15 protein-coding genes are annotated in these 21,375 nt (G+C 32.9%); 10 read left to right on the top strand and 5 right to left on the bottom strand.

What is annotated here, in order from left to right; genetic code table 11:
* Window positions 1-139: 139 nt before the first annotated feature.
* The 3 genes from ACREVU_RS20315 to ACREVU_RS20305 are packed head-to-tail and all read left to right on the top strand — an operon-like array spanning window position 140 to window position 3,900.
* Window positions 140-1,765: a sugar ABC transporter ATP-binding protein gene (locus ACREVU_RS20315; RefSeq protein WP_431553419.1), complete on the top strand. Its 1,626-nt coding sequence runs from the start codon at window positions 140-142 to the stop codon at window positions 1,763-1,765.
* Entirely contained in the window at window positions 1,753-2,787 is a 1,035-nt protein-coding gene (locus tag ACREVU_RS20310; protein WP_431553418.1) for an ABC transporter permease subunit, read from the top strand. The genes ACREVU_RS20315 and ACREVU_RS20310 overlap by 13 nt, the downstream gene beginning before the upstream one ends.
* A 3-nt stretch (window positions 2,788-2,790) precedes the next feature.
* Window positions 2,791-3,900, top strand: a complete 1,110-nt coding sequence (locus tag ACREVU_RS20305) for an ABC transporter permease subunit (protein WP_431553417.1) — start codon at window positions 2,791-2,793, stop codon at window positions 3,898-3,900.
* Between the two features lie 195 nt (window positions 3,901-4,095).
* Here the strand turns inward: ACREVU_RS20305 and ACREVU_RS20300 are convergent, their stop codons facing one another.
* Entirely contained in the window at window positions 4,096-4,812 is a 717-nt protein-coding gene (locus ACREVU_RS20300; protein WP_431553416.1) for a YesL family protein, read from the bottom strand.
* Window positions 4,813-5,238: 426 nt separating this feature from the next.
* Between ACREVU_RS20300 and ACREVU_RS20295 the strand changes: the two genes are divergently transcribed.
* From ACREVU_RS20295 to gnd (ACREVU_RS20280), 4 genes are all read left to right on the top strand, one after another.
* The gene (locus ACREVU_RS20295; RefSeq protein WP_431553415.1) at window positions 5,239-6,090 is read left to right on the top strand and encodes a MurR/RpiR family transcriptional regulator; all 852 of its coding nucleotides are present in this window, start codon (window positions 5,239-5,241) and stop codon (window positions 6,088-6,090) included.
* Between the two features lie 137 nt (window positions 6,091-6,227).
* On the top strand, window positions 6,228-7,571 hold the full coding sequence (locus ACREVU_RS20290) for a GntP family permease (RefSeq protein WP_431553414.1): 1,344 nt from the start codon (window positions 6,228-6,230) through the stop codon (window positions 7,569-7,571).
* Window positions 7,572-7,773: 202 nt separating this feature from the next.
* A complete protein-coding gene (gntK, locus tag ACREVU_RS20285) occupies window positions 7,774-9,297 on the top strand; it encodes a gluconokinase (protein WP_431553413.1) in 1,524 nt (507 codons plus the stop codon).
* 18 nt (window positions 9,298-9,315) lie between these two features.
* A complete protein-coding gene (gene gnd, locus ACREVU_RS20280; protein WP_431553412.1) occupies window positions 9,316-10,731 on the top strand; it encodes an NADP-dependent phosphogluconate dehydrogenase in 1,416 nt (471 codons plus the stop codon).
* Between the two features lie 69 nt (window positions 10,732-10,800).
* Here gnd (ACREVU_RS20280) and ACREVU_RS20275 read toward each other — a convergent pair whose 3' ends face one another.
* Complete coding sequence (locus ACREVU_RS20275) at window positions 10,801-12,258, bottom strand: polysaccharide deacetylase family protein (RefSeq protein WP_431553411.1); 1,458 nt, start codon at window positions 12,256-12,258, stop codon at window positions 10,801-10,803.
* Between the two features lie 333 nt (window positions 12,259-12,591).
* Between ACREVU_RS20275 and gnd (ACREVU_RS20270) the strand changes: the two genes are divergently transcribed.
* On the top strand, window positions 12,592-14,007 hold the full coding sequence (gnd, locus tag ACREVU_RS20270) for an NADP-dependent phosphogluconate dehydrogenase (protein WP_431553410.1): 1,416 nt from the start codon (window positions 12,592-12,594) through the stop codon (window positions 14,005-14,007).
* 71 nt (window positions 14,008-14,078) lie between these two features.
* On the opposite strand, the gene ACREVU_RS20265 is transcribed toward gnd (ACREVU_RS20270), so the two are convergent.
* From ACREVU_RS20265 to ACREVU_RS20255, 3 genes are all read right to left on the bottom strand, one after another.
* The gene (locus ACREVU_RS20265) at window positions 14,079-15,326 is read right to left on the bottom strand and encodes a hypothetical protein (protein ID WP_431553409.1); all 1,248 of its coding nucleotides are present in this window, start codon (window positions 15,324-15,326) and stop codon (window positions 14,079-14,081) included.
* Between the two features lie 115 nt (window positions 15,327-15,441).
* On the bottom strand, window positions 15,442-16,212 hold the full coding sequence (locus tag ACREVU_RS20260; protein WP_431553408.1) for an ABC transporter permease: 771 nt from the start codon (window positions 16,210-16,212) through the stop codon (window positions 15,442-15,444).
* Window positions 16,213-16,214: 2 nt separating this feature from the next.
* The gene (locus ACREVU_RS20255) at window positions 16,215-16,844 is read right to left on the bottom strand and encodes an ABC transporter ATP-binding protein (protein ID WP_431553407.1); all 630 of its coding nucleotides are present in this window, start codon (window positions 16,842-16,844) and stop codon (window positions 16,215-16,217) included.
* 306 nt (window positions 16,845-17,150) lie between these two features.
* Here ACREVU_RS20255 and ACREVU_RS20250 point away from each other — a divergent pair, with 306 nt between their 5' ends.
* Together ACREVU_RS20250 and ACREVU_RS20245 are read left to right on the top strand one after the other, a co-directional pair.
* Window positions 17,151-20,102 (top strand): EAL domain-containing protein, encoded by a 2,952-nt coding sequence (locus tag ACREVU_RS20250; protein ID WP_431553406.1) that lies wholly within the window; start codon window positions 17,151-17,153, stop codon window positions 20,100-20,102.
* A 196-nt stretch (window positions 20,103-20,298) separates the two neighbouring features.
* Complete coding sequence (locus tag ACREVU_RS20245) at window positions 20,299-21,333, top strand: ABC transporter substrate-binding protein (protein ID WP_431553405.1); 1,035 nt, start codon at window positions 20,299-20,301, stop codon at window positions 21,331-21,333.
* Window positions 21,334-21,375: the final 42 nt, after the last annotated feature.

Genomic DNA, 21,375 nt, shown 5'->3' with positions numbered 1-21,375 from the left:
AAAAAAACAGTGAACATTAGGAAGCGGTCTATATAGACTATTCTCAATGTATTATTATAACCAAATAAGTGTGAATTGCTTTGCCTGCATATGTGTGCAAAGCAATTTTTCTTATGTTGGAATATAAGAGGTGAATTTATTGGCTACAGAAAATGTACTACTTAAAGTAGAGGGTGTTGGCAAAGAATATGACGGAAACAGGGTGCTTAAAGATATAAGTTTCACATTGGAAAAGGGTAAAATATTAGGACTTGTAGGAGAAAATGGAGCAGGCAAATCTACACTGATGAATATCTTATTTGGTATGAAAGTAATTTCTGAAACCGGTGGGTACGAAGGTGCTGTTTATTTAAATGGAGAGAAGATTGATTTCAAAAGCCCTGTGGATGCTTTAAAAGCGGGGATAGGTATGGTACATCAAGAATTTTCACTAATTCCTGGGTTTACAGTAGCAGAGAATGTACTTCTCAACATGGAAAAGACCAAGAAAAGTTTGATTTCAAAGGTAATTGGTAAACGAATGGAAACTATAGATTTACCAGAAATTCGAAAGAGTGCTCAAACGCAAATAGATAAATTGGGGGTTCAGCTAGATACAGAAACAATGGTATCTGAGATGCCAGTTGGACATAAACAATTTATAGAAATAGCACGTGAAATTGGCAGAAATGAGGTTAAGCTTATTGTTTTAGATGAGCCAACTGCAGTACTTACAGAATCTGAAGCTGAGGTTCTGTTAAAATCTATGAGAATCCTTGCAGATTTGGGAATATCTATAGTATTTATATCTCACAGACTTCATGAAATAACAGCCATTTGTGATACGATTGTTGTACTTAGGGACGGTTTGGTTGTGGTAGAAACACCATCAAAAGGTGTGGATGTAAGGAAAATTGCTGAATGGATGGTAGGTAGAGATGTTGATGCAGAGGCCAAATATAAAAGGTCTGTAGTGAATGTTGACGAAAAGGATATAATTTTTGAAGCTCGGAATCTCTGGGTGGACATGCCTGGTGAAACAATTAAAAATGTGTCATTAAAGGTTCGCACGGGTGAGATTTTAGGAATTGGAGGTCTTGCAGGGCAAGGTAAGCTTGGAATTCCGAATGGAATTATGGGACTTTTTGCGAGCGGTGGAGAAATTTTCTTTGAGGGTAAATCACTCCAGTTAAACAATACGTTAAATGCTCAACAAAATGGTATAGCATTTGTATCTGAGGACCGTAGAGGGGTTGGACTACTTTTAGATGAACCTATTGATTGGAATATTGCTTTTAATGCCATGCAAGTTCAAAATAAATTCCTTAAAAGTTATTTGGGGGGATTGATCAAATGGCGTGACGAGAAAGCTATGAAAGTATGTGCACTGGAATACATAAAGTCACTAGAAATAAGGTGCACTAGCGAGCGTCAAAAGGCAAGAAATTTATCAGGTGGAAACCAACAAAAGGTATGTCTTGCTAAGGCATTCGCTATGAAGCCAAAGCTATTGTTCGTCTCTGAACCTACCCGTGGTATTGATGTTGGAGCAAAAAAATTAGTTTTAGATGCGTTAAGAAAATATAATGAAGAAAACAACACAACTATAGTTATAATATCCTCAGAATTAGAAGAACTTAGATCTATCAGTGATAGGATAGCTATTGTTTGTGAAGGGAAAATATTTGGCATTTTGCCACCGGATGCTCCAGTAGTTGATTTTGGGTTATTAATGGCTGGAGAATTTAAGATAAACGAAGAGGGTGAAAAAGTATGGCTCAGATAAATAAATTCATCAAAGACTTTGGATGGGCTCGTATCATCATTGCAATTTTTCTTTTAGCATTATTTATTGTGGCTCCTATTTTTGGGGTAAGGATTGATGCATCTTTAAATGATGTTATTGTGCGTTTTGGTATGAGTGGTATCATGGTGCTTTCTATGGTGCCTATGATTCAATCAGGATGCGGTCTGAACTTTGGCGTTCCGGTAGGGCTTATATCAGGAATGATGGGAGCTGTGGTGAGTCTAGAGTTTAATCTTACAGGAATAGCAGGGATTGGAGTGGCGTTTCTAGTAGGGCTGGCTATGGCCGCAGTTTTTGGCTTTCTTTATGGATTGCTTCTAAATCGTGTTAAAGGTGATGAGATGATTATAGCCACATACGTGGGTTTCTCATTCGTATTTTTAATGAACATAATGTGGCTTAAACTTCCATTTAAAAATCCAGCAAGTGTTATGGGTTTCAAAGGTGAGGGGCTTAGGGTAACAATTAGTCTTGAAGATTACTGGATACATGTACTTAGCGATATCTTAAAAATATCTGTTTCAAAATATCTAATTATCCCTGTAGGAATGATTTTATTTTTTATGCTTATGTGTTTGATAGTTTGGGGATTTTTTAAAACAAAGCTTGGCACTGCTATTACAGCGGTGGGTTCTAACCCAGATTACGCAAGGGCCTCAGGAATTAATATTGATAAAATGAGAGTGGTATCAGTAATGCTGTCAACAATGCTAGCAGCGGTTGGCATGATTGTTTTTCAGCAAAGTTTTGGTTTTGTTCAAATGTTCAACTCTCCCTTAGCATTTGTATTTCCATCAGTAGCAGCGGTTCTACTGGGAGGCGCTTCAGTTAATAAAGCAACCATTCCCAATGTAGTTATTGGAACATTTTTGTTTCAAGGTATTTTGACAATGACACCGTCAGTCATAAACAGTGCGATTAATATTGACATGTCTGAAATCATCCGAATAATAGTTTCTAACGGATTGATTGTATATGCACTGACGCGGAAAGGGAGGTAGGACATGAAATTTGATAAGAAAAAATTAGGCCCATTACTTACGGGCAGTGTTGTGCCATTAATGTTTTTAATCATCAGCATAATAGCAATACCGCTCTCGAGGTACTCAACAGGTTATTTGGTGGATCAGATTATAACGAGACTTGCAAGAAACACTTTTCTAGTATTATCACTGCTACTTCCTATTATGGCGGGCATGGGTATAAACTTTGGTATGATTTTAGGAGCTATGGCAGGCCAAATTGGATTGATATTTATAACTGACTGGGGTTTTACTGGAGCTCCTGGACTATTACTTGCTGCACTTGTTGCAATGCCTGTAGCTATAGGACTTGGATATTTTTGTGGAGTAGTACTAAATAGGGCAAAAGGTCGTGAAATGATTACTTCTATGATTCTAGGTCTTTTTATTGCAGGTATCTATCAATTCTTTCTTTTATACATGTGTGGATCAATAATTCCATTTAAAACCAGTTCAATGATACTTTCTAAAGGATATGGTGTACGGAATGCCTTGAACTTGAAAGTAGCTAAAGGATTTGATAACCTGATTTTAATAAAAATAAATGGTATAAATATTCCAGTTGGAACATTTCTAATTATAGGCTTGATTTGTGTCTTCACAGTCTGGTTTAGAAAAACGAAACTAGGACAGGATATGAAAGCTGTAGGACTTGACATGAATGTATCTAGTACAGCTGGAATTGCTGTTGATAAAACTCGTATTCAGTCCGTTGTAATTTCAACAGTTCTTGCTTGTTTTGGACAAATAATTTATCTTCAAAATATAGGAACAATGAATACCTATAATGGAGCGGACCAAGCGGCACTTTTTGCAGCTGCATCACTTTTAGTTGGTGGTGCAACGGTTACTAAAGCCTCTATCCCAAATGCCATTGTTGGTACAGCACTATTCCATTTAATGTTTATAGTTATGCCAATGGCAGGTAAATATATTACTGGATCGGCTATGATTGGGGAATACTTTCGTATGTTTATATCCTATGGAGTTGTTACCTTAGCATTAGTTCTTCATGCTTGGAAACGTCAAAAAGATAAAGAGATGGAGCGTCACAGTTTTCAGCTAGACATGGAAAAACAGGCTAGTAAGTAATAAGCATAAAAAAATCATGGTGATTTAAAAAATTACTGTGATTTTTTATTTTTTAAATTCTGTTTGTATTTATACATATTTTTATCTGCAATGCCTATAAGTTCATTATAGTCGATTCCATTTAGTGGGAAGGTGGAAATGCCAGAAATTGTAGAAAGAGGAAATCGTTTTTCAACTTTATTTTTAAAATATATTTTATTGTTGATGGGTATTAGCATTATCCTTTAATTTTTCTTCGATTTCTATTAATATATTTTGCTGGTAGAACATTAATAAATAACAGATGATACTTGAAATAAATACTAGCACAAAGGTGGAAATTTTAAAAAATATAAATCCTACAACTAAAAAGCTAGCAAAATTTAAAATTGTAATATGAAATTTCTTAATGGTGTAGTATGCTGCAGTTTTAAGAATGTCTTTTATACTTAAATAAAATCTTGAGATTATTGGGAATACATATAGACTCATTGAAAAAACAAAAGCAATAATTATAAAAATAGAAATAGTTAATATCCGTGGGTAACTATTTGAAATTAAAAATCTAATATCAATAAAAAGTATGAATATTAAAAGTATTTCTAGAACCCCAAAAAATAATGATTGAAAGAAACTAGCTTTATAAGCCTTGAAAAAGTCTTTTGAAATGCTTATATCTTTTTCTCGAATAAGTTTTCCCATAACACTAAGAAGTGCTGTTGTGGCAGGTGCTATGGGTATACAACATATTATAAAAATAGTGGCAAATCCTGGCGGAAGTGATTTTGTGCCATTAGATAAAAGCACAATTAATATGAAAAGTAATGGGATATTAAGAAGCAAAAAGTAAAAATTACCCTCAAAAAACCAAAATATATAATTAGTTATTGTGTAAATAGGTCCTTCTCCAAATTCTCTTTTTGATTTAGTCATTTTTTCCTCCAAATACGTTTATGAAATATTACTATTTAAGTAGATAAAAATAAGAAAATAGAAATATTTATAGAACGTTTTTATAAACAATATAAATATAACATAATTTGTACAAATTTTAAATAGTTAGAAATTAAAAATATCAACATTGTGCCATATATAAATTTTATAAGTTGTTCCCATTTAAATAAAATATGGATAATATAATTTCAATACTTGTGTTGCAATTGATTAAGAAAGTGCAGATGTAATTTGTAAAAAAATAGAAGGGGGCAATAAAATGGATAAGTATAAAAAGGAGAGACATAATAATGAAGATTTTTATAAACCCAATACTACTAGGGCATATTATAGTATAATGGAAAGTATGAATGAGTTTGTGCGATGAAGTCGCAAATAAAACAATAAATACTGTTAGGCGGTAATATGATGAATGATATAGGTGGTATAGAAATCTTAAGAAGTATATATTCGGAACTTAAAGGAGCGGAAAAGAGAGTGGGGGAGTACATCCTTAAAAACCCGAAGGATATTATCCACTACTCTATTACAGAACTTGCTGAAAATTGCAAATGCGGAGAAGCTACAGTGTTTAGACTTAGTAAAAAACTAGGCTTTAAAGGATACCAGGATCTAAAGATAAGCATAGCTAGTGAAATTGTAAAGCCTCTAGTAAATATCCATGAAGAAATAAAAGAGAATGATGATACCTTGGTTATAATGCAAAAGATATTTAATTCCACAATTAGTTCTCTTAATGAGACTTTAAGAATAAACGATAGCAAGGAGCTAGATAAGGCAATAGGATATATTCATAGCGCAAAACGAATAGCTTTTTTTGGTATGGGTGGATCGGCAGCAATAGCGCTTGATGCATATCATAAGTTTATGAGAACAGGCAAGTACTGCATATTTCATGATGATTCGCATTTTCAAGCGATGATAAGCTCCATGTATGATGAAAATGATTGTATAATTGCAATTTCAAATACTGGAAGTAATAAGGAATTAGTAGAGAGTCTGCAAATTGCCAAAGAAAAAGGCGTGAAAATTATTTCCGTAACTTCAAATTACAAATCGCCTATATCAAAGGAATCAGATGTGGTTCTTCTATCCTATGGTAAGGAAAACCTATCGAAAAGCGAAGCAATGGATGCAAGAATCAGTGCTCTATCACTTATAGACTGTTTGTTTGTAGGCACTTGTTTGAAGGATAAAGAGAATTATTATAAAGCATTAGGGCAAATAAGGGAAGCTATAGCAATTAAAAGATATTAAAAAAATTTTCATACACTCAGTTAGAGTGTATTTTTTTTATTGTTTATGAAAATTATTTTCAAAAAACACTTGATTAAACCTTTACATTATAATATACTAATAAAAAAGAAATAAATTTTCAAGAGGGGGATTTTTTTATGTCAAGTGCAGTTTATTTATCTTTAGTTATTATTTTGGCAATTGCTTTACTATTATTCTTAATTATGAAGCTAAAGCTTCAGGCCTTTGTTTCGTTATTACTGGTTAGTATGGTGGTAGCAGTAGCAGCTGGAATGCCTTTAGACAAGGTAATGGGATCAATACAAAATGGTATGGGTGGAACACTAGGCTTTATTGCCGTGGTAGTTGGGCTTGGTGCTATGTTTGGACAAATGCTTCAGGTATCTGGTGGAGCAGAAAGATTAGCTAGAACATTAGTTAAAACCTTTGGTAAGGATAAATCACAATGGGCACTTATGCTTACTGGATTTATAGTTGCTATACCGGTGTTTTTCGATGTTGGCTTTATAATATTAGTACCACTCGTTTATTCTTTAGCAAAAGAAACTAAGAAATCACTTCTTTATTATGGTATTCCACTTCTAGCAGGACTAGCAGTTACACATGCATTTGTGCCACCTACTCCAGGACCTGTAGCAGTTGCAGCATTAGTAAATGCTGATATTGGTAAAGTTATTCTTTATGGTTTAATTGTAGGTCTGCCAGCAGCAATACTAGCTGGACCAGTATTTGGTAAATATATTGCAAAGAAAATTCATGCAGAAGTTCCAGAATATATGTTGCAGGAAACAGATGCTACTATAAAGGAAGACAAAGATCTTCCAAGTTTTGGATTTGTACTCTTTACTATATTAGTGCCTCTTATATTAATAGTATTTAATACTTTTAGTAATGTGTTTTTGCCAAAAGAAAGTTATTTAAGAACCGTTATGGGTTTTATAGGACATCCATTTGCTGCCTTAATGATAGCTACTTTAATAGCATTTGTAGGACTTGGAAGATTTAGGGGGATGAGTCGTGAGAAGATAAATGAAGTTGCTACATCATCACTTGCGCCAGCAGGACTTATTATTTTAGTAACTGGAGCGGGTGGTGTTTTCAAACAAGTTTTAATAGATAGTGGTGTAGGTAAAATGCTAGCTGAAGGTTTAGCAGGTTCTCACCTTAGTCCGTTAATACTTGCTTTCTTAATAGCTGCTGTAGTAAGAGTTGCTGCAGGTTCAGCAACAGTTGCTATGATGACAGCCGGAGGTATTATAGCTCCAATGCTTGGCGCATTTAGCGTAGAGCCAGCACTAATGGTAATAGCAATAGCTTCAGGTGCTACAGTGTTATCTCATGTAAATGACAGTGGGTTCTGGTTAGTAAACAGATACTTTGGGATTTCAGAGAAGGATACGTTAAGGTCCTGGACCGTTATGGAAACTATTATTGGCGTGGCAGGACTATCTGGTGCATTGATTCTCAACTTGTTTATATAAAAGGAATACACTCAGTTATAAATACCCTATAAAGTAAATAGTTAATAAGTTTACTGAGTAGGGTATTTTACTTATAAAAAAAAGTGTATTTGAATTTATTATTTATTGTGATATGATTAACTATAGGAAAATATTTTTCAATAAAATGAAATTATACACATAATACATGTATGAAAGAAAATTTATTTCGAAGGGGGATATCATGGAATATTTAATCGGACTAGATATTGGAACAAGTAGTACTAAAGCAATTGCCTTTGATTTATTGGGAAAGGTAATTTCAAAATGTAATATAGGTTATCCTATAATAAACCCTGAGCCTTCTTTTAGTGAGCAAGATCCAGGAGAGATGTTTGAGGCGGTAATCAATACTATTAAATTTGTAGTAAATGAAAACAATAATAAGGGAAATAAACTACTTGGTGTTAGTTTTAGCGCTGCTATGCACGGTATAATTGCTGTAAATGAAGGTGGAGAAAAATTAACTGATTGTATTATTTGGGCAGATACCAGAAGTGTGGAATATGCTGAGGAAATTAAAAATAGTAAAATAGGCCATGAAATCTACATGAAAACGGGTACACCCATTCATCCAATGTCACCATTATGCAAGCTTGCTTGGATGAAAGATAATATGGAGGAAATATTTAAAAATACATATAAATTTATTGGAATTAAAGAATATGTTTTTTTAAAACTGTTCAGAAAATACGTTGTGGATTATTCCATTGCATCTGCTACAGGTTTATTTGATATTTATGAACTTGCTTGGAATAAAAATTCATTACAAGTTGCAGGCATAAACGAGGAGAAATTATCTAAACCAGTATCTCCGACCCAGGCTTTTAAAGGTATGGATAAAAAATATGCGGATTTAATGGGAATAGACTCAGAAACCCCCTTTATAATTGGAGGAAGTGATGGATGCCTTGCAAATCTTGGTGCTAATGCCATAAAACCTGGAGATGCAGCGGTTACAATAGGAACTAGCGGGGCTATAAGAATAATAGCAGACAAACCTAAAAATGATGAGAGTGAAAGGATTTTTAGTTACATTCTTACTGAAGATCATTTTGTTCTTGGTGGACCTGTAAATAATGGAGGAATTATTTTTAGATGGTTTAGAGATAATTTTTCCCATTTAGAATTAGAGAAGTCACAATCTTTAGGTGTTGATCCTTATGAATTATTGACAGAGGTGGCATCTAAAGTACCTGCAGGAGCTAATGGGTTAATATTTTTGCCATATCTACTTGGAGAAAGAGCTCCACATTGGGATGCAAATTCAAAGGGTGTTTTCTTTGGTATAAATATTACACACAAGAGGGAACACTTTTTAAGAGCACTTTTAGAAGGAATAATGTTTGGGGTTTATAGTGTGGGAAAAGCATTAGAGGAAACAACTGGTAATATTGATACAATTTATGCGACAGGTGGTTTTGTTAGATCTGCACTTTGGGTTCAAATGCTAGCAGATGTATTTAATAAAAAGGTAGTAATAGCAGAAAGTTATGAAAGTTCCTGTCTAGGAGCTGTGGTGCTTGGAATGAAGGCAATAGGCCTTATAAATAATATTGAAGAAGTAGATAAATTAGTTCCTATTTCTAAAACATATAAACCAAATATAAAAAATCATGAAGTTTACATGAAAACTTTCGAAATTTACGAAAGGTTATACTTAAAATTAAAAGATGAGTTTGTATGCATTGGTTTATTACAAAAATAAGATGTAGGAGTGTATATTATGAAAAAACGACAATTTGGAGTTATAGGCATCGGTGTTATGGGGAAAAATCTAGCATTAAACATTGAAAGTAGAGGAATCTCAGTTTCAGTTTATGATAGAGACAAGATTGCCATAGCGGAGTTATTAATAGAAACAAAAGAAAAAAGTATTGGTGGGACATATACTGTAGAAGAGTTTGTAAATTCTCTTGAAACTCCAAGAAAAATACTCGTCATGATTAAGGCCGGAAAATCTGTTGATGATGTTATTGAGGAATTAATACCATATATATCAAAGGGAGACATATTAATTGACGGTGGTAATTCATTTTTTATGGATACAGTACGCAGAAGCAAAAGGCTTCAGGGATTGGGATTTAAATTCATAGGTACAGGTGTTTCTGGAGGAGAAGAGGGAGCTTTAAAAGGTCCTGCACTTATGCCTGGAGGGGATATTAAAGCTTATAAAATAATAGAGCCAATTTTTACAGCTATAGCTGCAAAAGTAGATGGAGAGCCTTGTTGTACTTATATTGGAGGAAATGGAGCAGGACATTATGTAAAGATGGTTCACAATGGTATTGAGTATGCAGATATGCAGCTTATTTGTGAAGCATATACACTCTTAAAAGAAGTCGCGGGACTTTCTAATGATAAACTTCATGAGGTTTTTGCTGAGTGGAATAGTGGTGAGCTTGATAGCTATCTAATGGAAATAACCAGTGAAATATTTGCACAAGTGGATAATGAATCTGGAGAGTGCATGGTAGATATTATTTTAGATAGGGCAGGCCAAAAGGGAACTGGAAAATGGACTAGTCAAAGTGCTCTAGATTTAGCAGTACCAATACCTACAATAACAGAGGCTGTTTTTGCTCGTTGCATTTCTGCCATAAAAGAAGAAAGAGTCCTGGCAAGTGATGTTTTAAAAGGACCAGAGGTGAAATTTCAGGGGAATATAAACAAGTTTATAGAATCTGTAAGAAGAGCTCTTTATACAAGCAAAATATGTTCTTATGCTCAAGGTTTTGCGCTTATGAAAGCAGCAGCTAAGGAATATAGTTGGGAACTTGAATACGGGGAAATCGCTAAAATATTTAGAGGTGGTTGTATTATTAGAGCCCAATTTCTTAACAAGATAAACGATGCTTACGTAAAAGATGCTGATATAGAAAATTTAATGTTAGATTCTTATTTCAAAAATATTCTTAGTAGTTACCAAACAGACTTACGATATGTAGTATCTACAGCTGTAAATTTAGGCGTGCCAGTTCCAGGATTCTCTAGTGCAATAATGTATTATGACAGTTATAGAAGTGCAAACCTTCCAGCAAACTTACTTCAGGCACAAAGAGATTATTTTGGCGCTCATACTTTTGAAAGAACGGATAAAGAAGGAACATTCCATCATGAATGGGTAACTAAAATCAAATAAAAATAAGTAATAGAATAAACCTGCAACTTGTATTTTAACTGCAGGTTTTTTTATTGTAGATTTTCAGGACTATATTTTTTTTATAGTTACATCATCCCAATCTATACTAGTTCCTGAGATTTTGCTGAGAGATAAAGTTATTGATTTAGTATTAGGAGGTATACCAAAAACGAACCTTACCCTCTTCCATGATGGAGCATTATTAACAACCCTATTTATTATCTTGAGTTTTTTAGAACTATTAGAATCCTCTATTTGTACCATACCGATTGTATTGCCTTTACCATGCGGTCTAAACCATCCCTCAAATACGAATTGTTCTCCTGAAACCTTTAATTTATCTAAGTAATCAATCTTTTGAGTTACTGCTGAATTAGTACAATTGCTAGTTATGCGTAAAAAATTTTCTCCTGTTCGTCCCCCACTTGTTCCAATTGTCTTTCCAGTCCATTTTTTTGTATCACCCCATGCTGTAGGACTCGCTACCGTTAAACCTTCAAAACTAGTATCAGAATTTAGTTTAAGTCTAGTACTAGTATTAGGATCTGCAAAACATAGGCCTGAAGGTGTTAAAACTTCTATTGAACCGTTATCCCATTGTGTCTTGATATAATCTAACATGGCTGTAAACTGAGAAATTGTCATATTGCCCTTTTTCCCTAAATTACCTATATGGCACATTAATTCAATACCAGATTTATTTTTAGTAGCCACATTTATGGCAGTTTTTGCAATTTCCAAGCCTTCACCTGAACCATCAGAAATAGTCATATGACCTAAACCATGAAATATATGTGATGGTAAAACTCTTGGTGCCTTATATGCATAGGCTTCAGTTATTGCATAAGTTTGCATTAGTAATTTTCCTGGTGTGCTGTTGTAATCACTTGGTTTAGTTAGCCCATTATAAGGTAAATTCTTTGTGCTAGGACGAACTCCTGGGAGTGCCCATCCAACAACTTTTATATTCTGGGCCTCTATTTCTAATTTTGAAGTTACTATTTGGCTATACAATCCTGCATATCCATGTTTGCTATAGTCCTTATGATCTGTTCCATGACTCCATATTTCAACACCATTTCTGTTCCAATTTTTCACTTCAGCCCAAGTTGTGTCCTTACCCCAGCTTTGTGCAGTGTTAAATCGTGATATTAAAGCCATACTGCATGGTAGACCGCGAGAAAGCAACAAGGGATATATTTTTGCTCCAAATGCATCTTGGTAGTCATCAAATCTTAGCGCCACTACTCCTTTTCCAGCAGTGCCAATTACCCCTCCCTTTGACATACGTTCTTGTTGCAATAAAAGTTTTGATTTGTTATACATAATGTCAGGTATTTTGGATTTAGTTTTAGTAGGCTTATGCACCGCTTCAATGTCCAAAATACTGTCGTAGTCATTTACATTATTGATCTGAGTTTGTGATAGAACTGCTTTTGTACGTTTATTTATTACTTTACTTTGCACAAAAGTAAAGCAAATAATTAATAAAGTTATCATAATTATGTTACCAAAATATTTTTTCAACTTTTAGCCTCTCCTTTATATTGTTTGCCATTCTTTTGAAATATATTTCATTCTTATTTCACATTCAAATATTATACCATTAAAAGTACATCAGATAATCTAATTTTTTCAGTAAGAAAATTTATTTTTTTTATTATTAATCAAAATGTTTTATCTTCCATTTTATATATTCCTAATTTGATGACATTGGGTATTTTAGCGGCACATTGTTTTGTAATCCTTATTAATTAATAATAAATACTATACTAATTTCAGTATTTTGAGTGTATAATTAATAAAATAAAGTAATACTTATAAGATAAGTAAATTTGTACTGTAATAAGGAGTGAAATTATGAATAAACAACAATTTGGAGTTATAGGTATTGGTGTCATGGGCAAAAATCTAGCCTTGAATGTTGAAAGTAGAGGCTTTTCAGTTTCAGTCTACAATCGGAATAGGATTAAGACAGATGAGTTATTAATAGATGAAAAAGGTAAAAACATTGTGGGAACTTATTCTATAGAAGAATTTATAAATTCTTTAGAAACACCCAGAAAAATATTGATCATGATAAAAGCAGGAAAGCCTGTTGATTATGTTATAGAGGAATTAATACCACATATGTCTAAGGGCGATGTATTAATTGATGGCGGCAATTCATTTTTCATGGATACAATACGTAGAAGTAAGCAGCTTGAGGCTTTGGGCTTTAAATTCATAGGTGCAGGAGTTTCAGGGGGTGAAGAGGGCGCACTAAAGGGCCCAGCGATTATGCCTGGTGGTGAAATTGAAGCGTATAAAATGGTTGAACCAATATTCACTGCTATAGCTGCAAAAGTAAATGGAGAGCCTTGCTGTACTTATATTGGAGAAAATGGGGCAGGACATTATGTCAAAATGGTTCATAATGGTATTGAGTATGCAGACATGCAGCTTATTTGTGAAGCTTATGCTATTTTAAAAGGAGTTTTAGGCTTATCGAATGATAAGCTTCATAATGTTTTTAAGGCGTGGAATGAAGGGGAGCTTGATAGTTATTTAATAGAAATAACTAGTGAAATATTTTCGCAAAAGGATAATGATACAGGAGAGTACATGGTTGATATTATTTTAGATAGAGCTGGTCAAAAGGGAACAGGTAAATGGACTAGTCAAAGTGCTTTGGATTTAGCAGTACCAATACCTACTATAACAGAGGCTGTTTTTGCACGTTGCCTTTCGGCCATAAAAGATCAAAGGGTTTACGCGAGTAGTATTCTAAAAGGACCAGTTGCAAAATTTGAGGAAGATGTAAATGAGTTTATAGAGTCAGTAAGAAAAGCTCTTTATACAAGTAAAATATGCTCCTATGCTCAAGGGTTCGCACTTATGAGTGCAGCAGCTGAGGAATTTAATTGGAAACTTGAATATGGAAAAATTGCTAAAATATTTAGAGGTGGGTGTATCATTAGAGCTCAATTTCTTAATAAGATTAGCAATGCATATGAAAAGGATGCTAATATTAAAAATCTGATGTTAGATTCATATTTCAAAGATATTATTAATAATTATCAAAAGGACTTACGTCTTGTAGTATCTACAGCTGTAAATTTAGGTATTCCTGTTCCTGGATTTTCAAGTGCGATAATGTACTATGACAGTTATAGAAGTGCAAAGCTTCCAGCTAACCTACTACAGGCACAAAGAGATTATTTTGGTGCTCATACTTTTGAAAGAACGGATAAAGAAGGGGTATTCCATCACGAATGGGTATCTGAATCTAAATAAAATAGAAAAAGCCTGCAGTTTATATCTTAACTGCAGGCTTGTTTTTTCAGTTATAAGATATAATTGCTTTATTATTTATGATTGGCAAAATGTTTCATGATTTTTGCCCAAATACGTTGTGTATCAAGAAATTCATTATAATGTTTATTTACATTCTTATGGTATTTTTCCATTTCTGTTAAGACATTCATAAACTCAGGCTTTCCGAAATAAGCACAGACCTTAGGTAGTGATTGATTCAACTGTTCTCTCATTTCTTTAATCTTTTCCTCGTAGGCAACGGGTTGAGTTATAAAGAGCAATAATGGTTTATAACGAATCCACCCAATACAGGCATTATAAAAACGTGTGTTAATCTTTTCTGTATCAGCTTTGATAAATTTCAACCGTATTGGGAGAACACCTTCTAATAGGGAATGATACGTACCAAACCCATCGTGGAAGGTATAACAAGGCACTCGCAAAACTTTCCTTTCACTTAAGCAGGTAGCTAAAAAAGTATCTTCACCTCTAGCCCCTGGTGGATTATAAAAAGGGAAAACACGCTCAGGACTCGTAAGGTTAATACATAGATTAGCCCCTGATATAAACTTTGAATGGTTTTCTTCCTCAACCTCTACAGCAACATGGCTAGTTAAAATCTTTGTGTCAGCATAGGTTACTCCACCGTTTTTCATAACAGATTTTAATTTGTCCCATTTAATTATATCATTGCTAATTGCCTCAATAAATGATCGGAAATCTCCTTCATTCATAGTGTCGTTAAATTCCAAATATGGGATGGGAGATATATATCCACAATGATGCCCATGGGTGATGTCAGCTTTAGTTATATTTTTAAGGTGTTCTGACAAAACAAACTGACCTCCCCAAATGGCAGAATTAAGTGTATTAGTCACTGCCATGGGGTACTCGTCATCGTCCATAAAAACCAGATAATCCATATGGTGCTTTATAGCATTATAGAGTACGGCATTACGCTTGGCTGCATAACCTTTGCCAAAAATCAACTTACATTCATTAATAGTGATGACATTCTCCCGGGTTAAATAGTCAATTTCCTTTTTTATAGAGTCACTGCCGATAAAAGTTTGGCTATCTATCTGCGAAACTAACTCTGCGTTTACATTGGTGTAATCAGTTATTTTGGTTTTATTATAATGAAGATCATAAGCAACAAAAAGATTTAAGCTGATTCTTTTATCTTCAACCAATCCAGATTCATTCCAATTTCGTATGTTGGTTCTCAGTACTTTTTGAAAGCTTTTTCTCCCAGTTGCAAAACCTATTCCAACTTTGATATCTTTGATCGTTTGCATTAAATTATCCTCCTCATATTATGTAAAAAAATTATAAAAGATACTTACATTATAGCACAATTTACAAAAAAAGACAATGAACAGATATGTGTTTTATATTAGAAATACACCAAGTTTATAAAAATTGTTTTTTACTATTATACAAAGATTTATAACCTAAGTTTAGGGATAAGAAAACTGTTATACACACAGAAGTACAAATGGCAATCATGATGGCGATTTGGTACATAATGGCTGTGGTAGGTAAGGTACCGGATAGCATTTGCCCTGTCATCATTCCGGGTAAAAAGATTATTCCCATTCCCAGCATGGAATTCATGGTAGGAATTAAGGCAGTTTCTAGTGCATTATTAGCAAAAGGCTTTAAAATATCTTTAGGTTCTACTCCTAGATTTAGTAGTGTATTAATTTTATTTTTAGAATTGCTTATGTCATCCATAAAGGTTTTGATTGCAATGTTTACTCCGGTCATAGCATTACCAATAATCATACCAGCTAATGGTATTGTGTATTGTGGGTCAAATATAGATTTTCTAACCACTATTGTAACAAAAAAGATTAGAACAAAAAGCCCTGAGAATGTTAATGAAGCTGCTATGGCAATTTTAAAATTACGGTTCAAGTCAGCTCGATGTGAAATTACACGATTAACAGAAAATACTATCATAATAACCAAAAAAAATACAGTAAATAGTGGGTTTGGATTACTAAACACATATTGAAGTACATAACCCACTATTACAAGTTGAACTGTCATTCTCAAACTTGCAACTAAAAGAAGCTTTGTTTGATTAACTTTTGACTTTTTCATTATTATTAACACTATAATTAAAAGTAGATAAATAAGTGAAAATTGAAAAAGACCCAGCGTAACTGCTCCTTTCATATTTACACCTCCTTAACCATTTCAATTTTATTTTCACAAAAATCTTCAACAATATTTTTATTGTGACTTACTATTACAATATCAATATTTTTTTCTTTGCAGAAGCTTGTTATATTTTCCATTATATTATGGCTGTTTTTATCATCCAGAGATGAAGTTGGCTCGTCCAATAATATGACCTTAGGGCAAAATGATAAAAAAATTGATGTATAAACTCTCTGACACTCTCCACCAGAAAGGGTAGTTGCAATTTGATCTAATGGAACATTTACACAGCAAAGATCCATAATATATTTCACATAATCACTGCTGGGCATAGGTTTTTGCCTTAGTGAATAAAAGGTTTTGAAATTGTCTATTATACTCTCATCAAAAAGAAAAGGTTCCTGAGAAACTAGGCTTACCTCTTGTCTTAGGGCAATAGGATCATATTCATCTATTGGTGTACCTTTATATAATAGTTCTCCAGATGCTGGATTTATAGATTGGTTTAATAGCTTTAAGAAGGTGCTTTTACCACATCCACTTTCACCAACAATGAAATTGATTTTGCCTTTTTCAATTTTTACACTGTTATAAGTTAAAAAATCTTTGTAAATTAGATTACTAGCTTGAAATAATGGTTCACTCATAATAGATCCTTCCTTATTTGTTTTTAATAGGTTTATTATATCATACTAATTTGTATGTTATAATTTAACTAAAAAAATTATAAATGGAATAGATTGTTGTAATATTTGTATCTGCCTTAGTATTATTATTCCATTTAATGTTATAAAACTAAAAAAATTACCAACTTTGGCATATTTGTATTGACATGATATCATCGCATGTTACAATAATACCTATATGGGACGTGTAAATTGTGACCAAAATTTTATAAACTAATCACTTCAGTCCAAACCATATTAAACCTAAATACTTAAGGGGTGCTAGTTATGAAACTTACTTTTCGATGGAAGTTGTTTATATATTTTGTATCAATTATATTAATTACGTCTATTTCCATAGCTTTAATAACCCACAAATATATTTATACTTATCTAAAAAATGATTTAACCTCAGATTCCAGAAAACAAATGATACAAGTGGATAATACCTTTTCGAATATGTTTAAACAAATAAAAGACAATAATAGATTTTTAGCATCTTCTGTTGATGTGAAAAAAGCTGACGATTCAATATTGGCTTTATTTAGTATGTCACAAAATAAGTCGGCAAAAAAATATTCGAAAGGAATACCGGGAGTTGAAAGCTCTATTTATAATGAAATTGAAACCTATGGAATAACTCATCCAGATGCTTATAATGTATACTTAGGTACCAAATGGGGCGGATATATCCATTGGCCAGATGGAGTAAATATTAATAATTATGACCCTAGGATAAGGTCTTGGTATAAAGATGCTTTAGCAAAATCCAGTGAGGTAGTAATTTCAAATCCATATGCGTCCGCTGATGAAGATAATTCATTAGTTATAAGTGCTTCTTCTGCAGTAAGAAATGCATCTGGGGATATTACAGGTGTAATGGGAGTTGATATAAGTCTAGACAAACTATCTAAAATAATAGATACTTTTAAGATGGGTGATAAAGGATACGTATTTCTTTTTTCAAAAGATGGTACAATGCTGGCTCATCCTGATACCAGTTTGAATTTTAGAAATATTGAGTTGCTAAATCAAAAGGGTTATAAAGATCAAAAGACTGGTGAATATTTAAAATTTACTATTAGAGATTATAATAAGCTATTCGAGGAAGATTCTAATTTCGAAACCCTTATAGATGGAAAAACGGTGTTAGTTAATGTATATTCTTCTCCTTATACAGGCTGGAAGATGGCCTCAGTTGTGCCCAAAAGTGAGCTGACCTCAACGATAACTAAAATTGAATATTTTATATTTTATACAACCTTAGGCTTGTTAATTTTAACTATGCTTTTTACTATTATTTTCACAAAATATATTACAAAACCAATTACACAGTTAACCTCTTTAATGCATGAAGCTGAAAAGGGGAATCTGACAGTTAGAGCTACTAATATTCAAACTAGAGATGAATTTGGTGAATTAGGAATTGGTTTTAATGTGATGATTAATAAAATCAGTTCTACTTATGAGGAGTTATTAGCGGTACATGAAGAGTTATCAGCCACAGAAGAAGAACTTCGTCAGCAGTACGACGAACTTCAATACAAGGAGGAGTCATTAAGAGTTAGTGATGAAAGATATCAACTTGCTTTAGAAGGGTCTAATGATTCAATTTGGGAATTTGATCTAAAATTAGGAACTTTTTTCGCTTCTAATAAATTATTTGAAATTACTGGTTATAAATCATTAAAAAAATTTAATGTAAATGTTTTTTTAGAAAGGTTGGTTCATCCAGAAGATTTATCTCTTGCTCTAAAGGATTTTGAAAATCATATTAGTAATAAAACTTCAATTTACAAATCTGAATTTAGAATGAAAATTAATGATGGTACTTATATATGGGTATCGAATCGAGGCAAGGCTCTAAGAGACTCAGATGGTAATGCGGTGAAACTCGCAGGATCTATTACAGATATAACAGAGAGAAAAAACTCAGAAGACAAAATAAAATTTATGGCTTATTATGATGCTCTTACTAAACTTCCCAATAGAACTTTTTTCATGGATAAACTGAAACAGCAACTAAAAATAGCAAAGCACAAAAATACACAAGGGGCCGTGTTTTTTATAGATATAGATAATTTTAAAAATATAAATGACACTATGGGTCATAATTATGGAGATAAATTGCTAACATACATAGCCAAACAATTAGAGTCCACGATAAATATGATTGATACTTTATGCAGGTTGGGTGGAGATGAATTTATATTACTTCATCCATTCCACGAAGAATATGAAGTAAAGGCTTACGCAAAAAAAATGTTAGCAATATTTAATAAATTTTTTGAAATTGATAACAAACAGATGTATATTACAGCAAGTATAGGTGTGGCAATATATCCAAGGGATGGAACTGATACAAATACTATTTTAAAAAATGCGGATGCAGCCATGTACAAGGCAAAAGAATTGGGTAAAAACAGATTTGCCAGGTTTGATGGAGAAATGTATCTTAAATTAGAAAGAAAAACCTGTATAGATAGAATACTAAGAAGTGCAATTGAGAATAATGAGCTAAGCATACATTATCAACCACAGTATGATGCGCAAACAAATGAGATATTTGGTTTTGAAGCCTTGCTCAGGTTAAATAGTGTGGAGTTAGGATTTGTGTCTCCTGTGGAATTTATTCCCATAGCGGAAGAAACAGGGTATATAAGTGAAATAGACAAATGGGTACTTAATGAAGCATGCAAGCAAAGTGTAAAATGGCTACGAGCGGGCTATAAATTCAAGAGTATTAGTATCAATGTTTCTTCAGTAGATATACATCAATTAAACTTTCTAGAAATGGTTAAAGGTATTCTAAAATCTACGGGGATTGATCCGAGTATTGTTGAACTAGAAATTACTGAAACGGTGCTTATGGAGTCACTTGATTCTAATGTAAAGATATTAAAGGAACTTATGAATATAGGCATTAGAATTGCTCTGGATGATTTTGGTACTGGATATTCCTCCCTTAATTATTTAATGAGGATTCCAATATCTACTTTAAAGATTGATAAATCCTTTATTGACAATATAATTTTAAATAAACAAAACAAATCAATTATTAAAAATATAATCCAAATGGCCCATAGCATGGATTTGAAAGTTGTAGCAGAAGGGGTGGAAACTGAGGAACAATTATTAATACTTAAAGGAAAACAATGTGATTACATACAAGGATATTATTATAGTAAGCCACTGACCATTGTGGATACTGAAAAACTATTAGCTTCAAACATAGTGTAATAAGTCTTAAAATTTTAAGCACCCTAGTGTTCTGGGATGCTTATTTACGTTCATGTTCATATCTAAGGAACTAATTCAAATTGTTTGTTCATTTTTAAGTATATTATTCCCGTTTTTTAGGATTGTTGACAGCTAGGGATTATGTTAATATTTAGTTAACAGATAAACGTTTACATAAAAATAAGGGGGTTAATTAATGAAAAAAGCAGTATCAATTTTAATGGCATCATTAATGATAATATCTTTAACAGCATGTGGGGCAAAGAAGGAGACAGCTAAGGATGTAGCTACTACTAAAAAGGTGTCTGATAAGTTAATTGTTTATTCACCACATCCAATAGAATTTATTGACCCAGTAGTTAATGAGTTTGAAAATCAGACAGGAATTAAGGTAGAGGTTGTAGCAGCAGGAACAGGAGAACTTTTAAAGAGAGTTGAAGCTGAAGGAGCAAATCCATTAGGAGATGTTCTATGGGGAGGGTCACTTTCCACTCTTGAACCAAGTAAGGATCTATTCGAAAAATATCAATCTGTAAATGAAAAATTTGTTGTTGATGATTATAAAAATGTAGATGGACATATAACAAGATTTACTGTTATACCAAGTGTAATTATGATTAATAAAAACCTTATAGGAAAGATTAAGGTTGAGGGTTTTAAGGACTTATTAAACCCAGAACTTAAAGGAAAAATAGCTAATGCAGATCCATCAAAATCTTCTTCTGCTTTTGAACATGTAATAAATCATTTATATGCTATGGGAAATGGAGATCCAGAAAAGGGTTGGGACTTTGAAAAAGCATTAACAAAAAATTTAGATGGTAAGCTTTTAAGCGGTTCTTCAGCAGTTTATAAAGGTGTAGGCGATGGAGAATATACAGTAGGGTTAACATTTGAGGAAGCAGCTGCAAAATATGTAAAAGATGGTGCACCAGTTTCTATAGTTTATCCGATTGAGGGTACTATTGCAAAGGCTGATGGAGTTGTTATTATAAAAGATGCTAAAAACATGGAAAATGCTAAGAAGTTTATTGATTACGTTACTAGTAAGGAAGGACAAACACTAATAGTTAATAAATTAAATAGACGTTCAGTTAGAAACGATGTTCCAGCAGCAGCAGGTCTTAAACCACTAGATCAAATTAAGATAATAAAAGATGACGAAGCATGGCTTAAAGAAAATAAACAGAAAATTTTAGATAAATATAAAGATATAGTTACAAGTAACTAAAAAAATGAGCCCTAGGACTTTTAAATATAATATTATTAAAAA

The sequence above is a fragment of the Clostridium sp. genome (assembly GCF_050717535.1).
In the GTDB taxonomy this organism is placed as follows: Bacteria; Bacillota; Clostridia; order Clostridiales; family Clostridiaceae; genus Clostridium_AD.
Note: the sequence above shows the minus strand (reverse complement) of the source record. Positions and strands in the feature narration are given on the sequence as shown.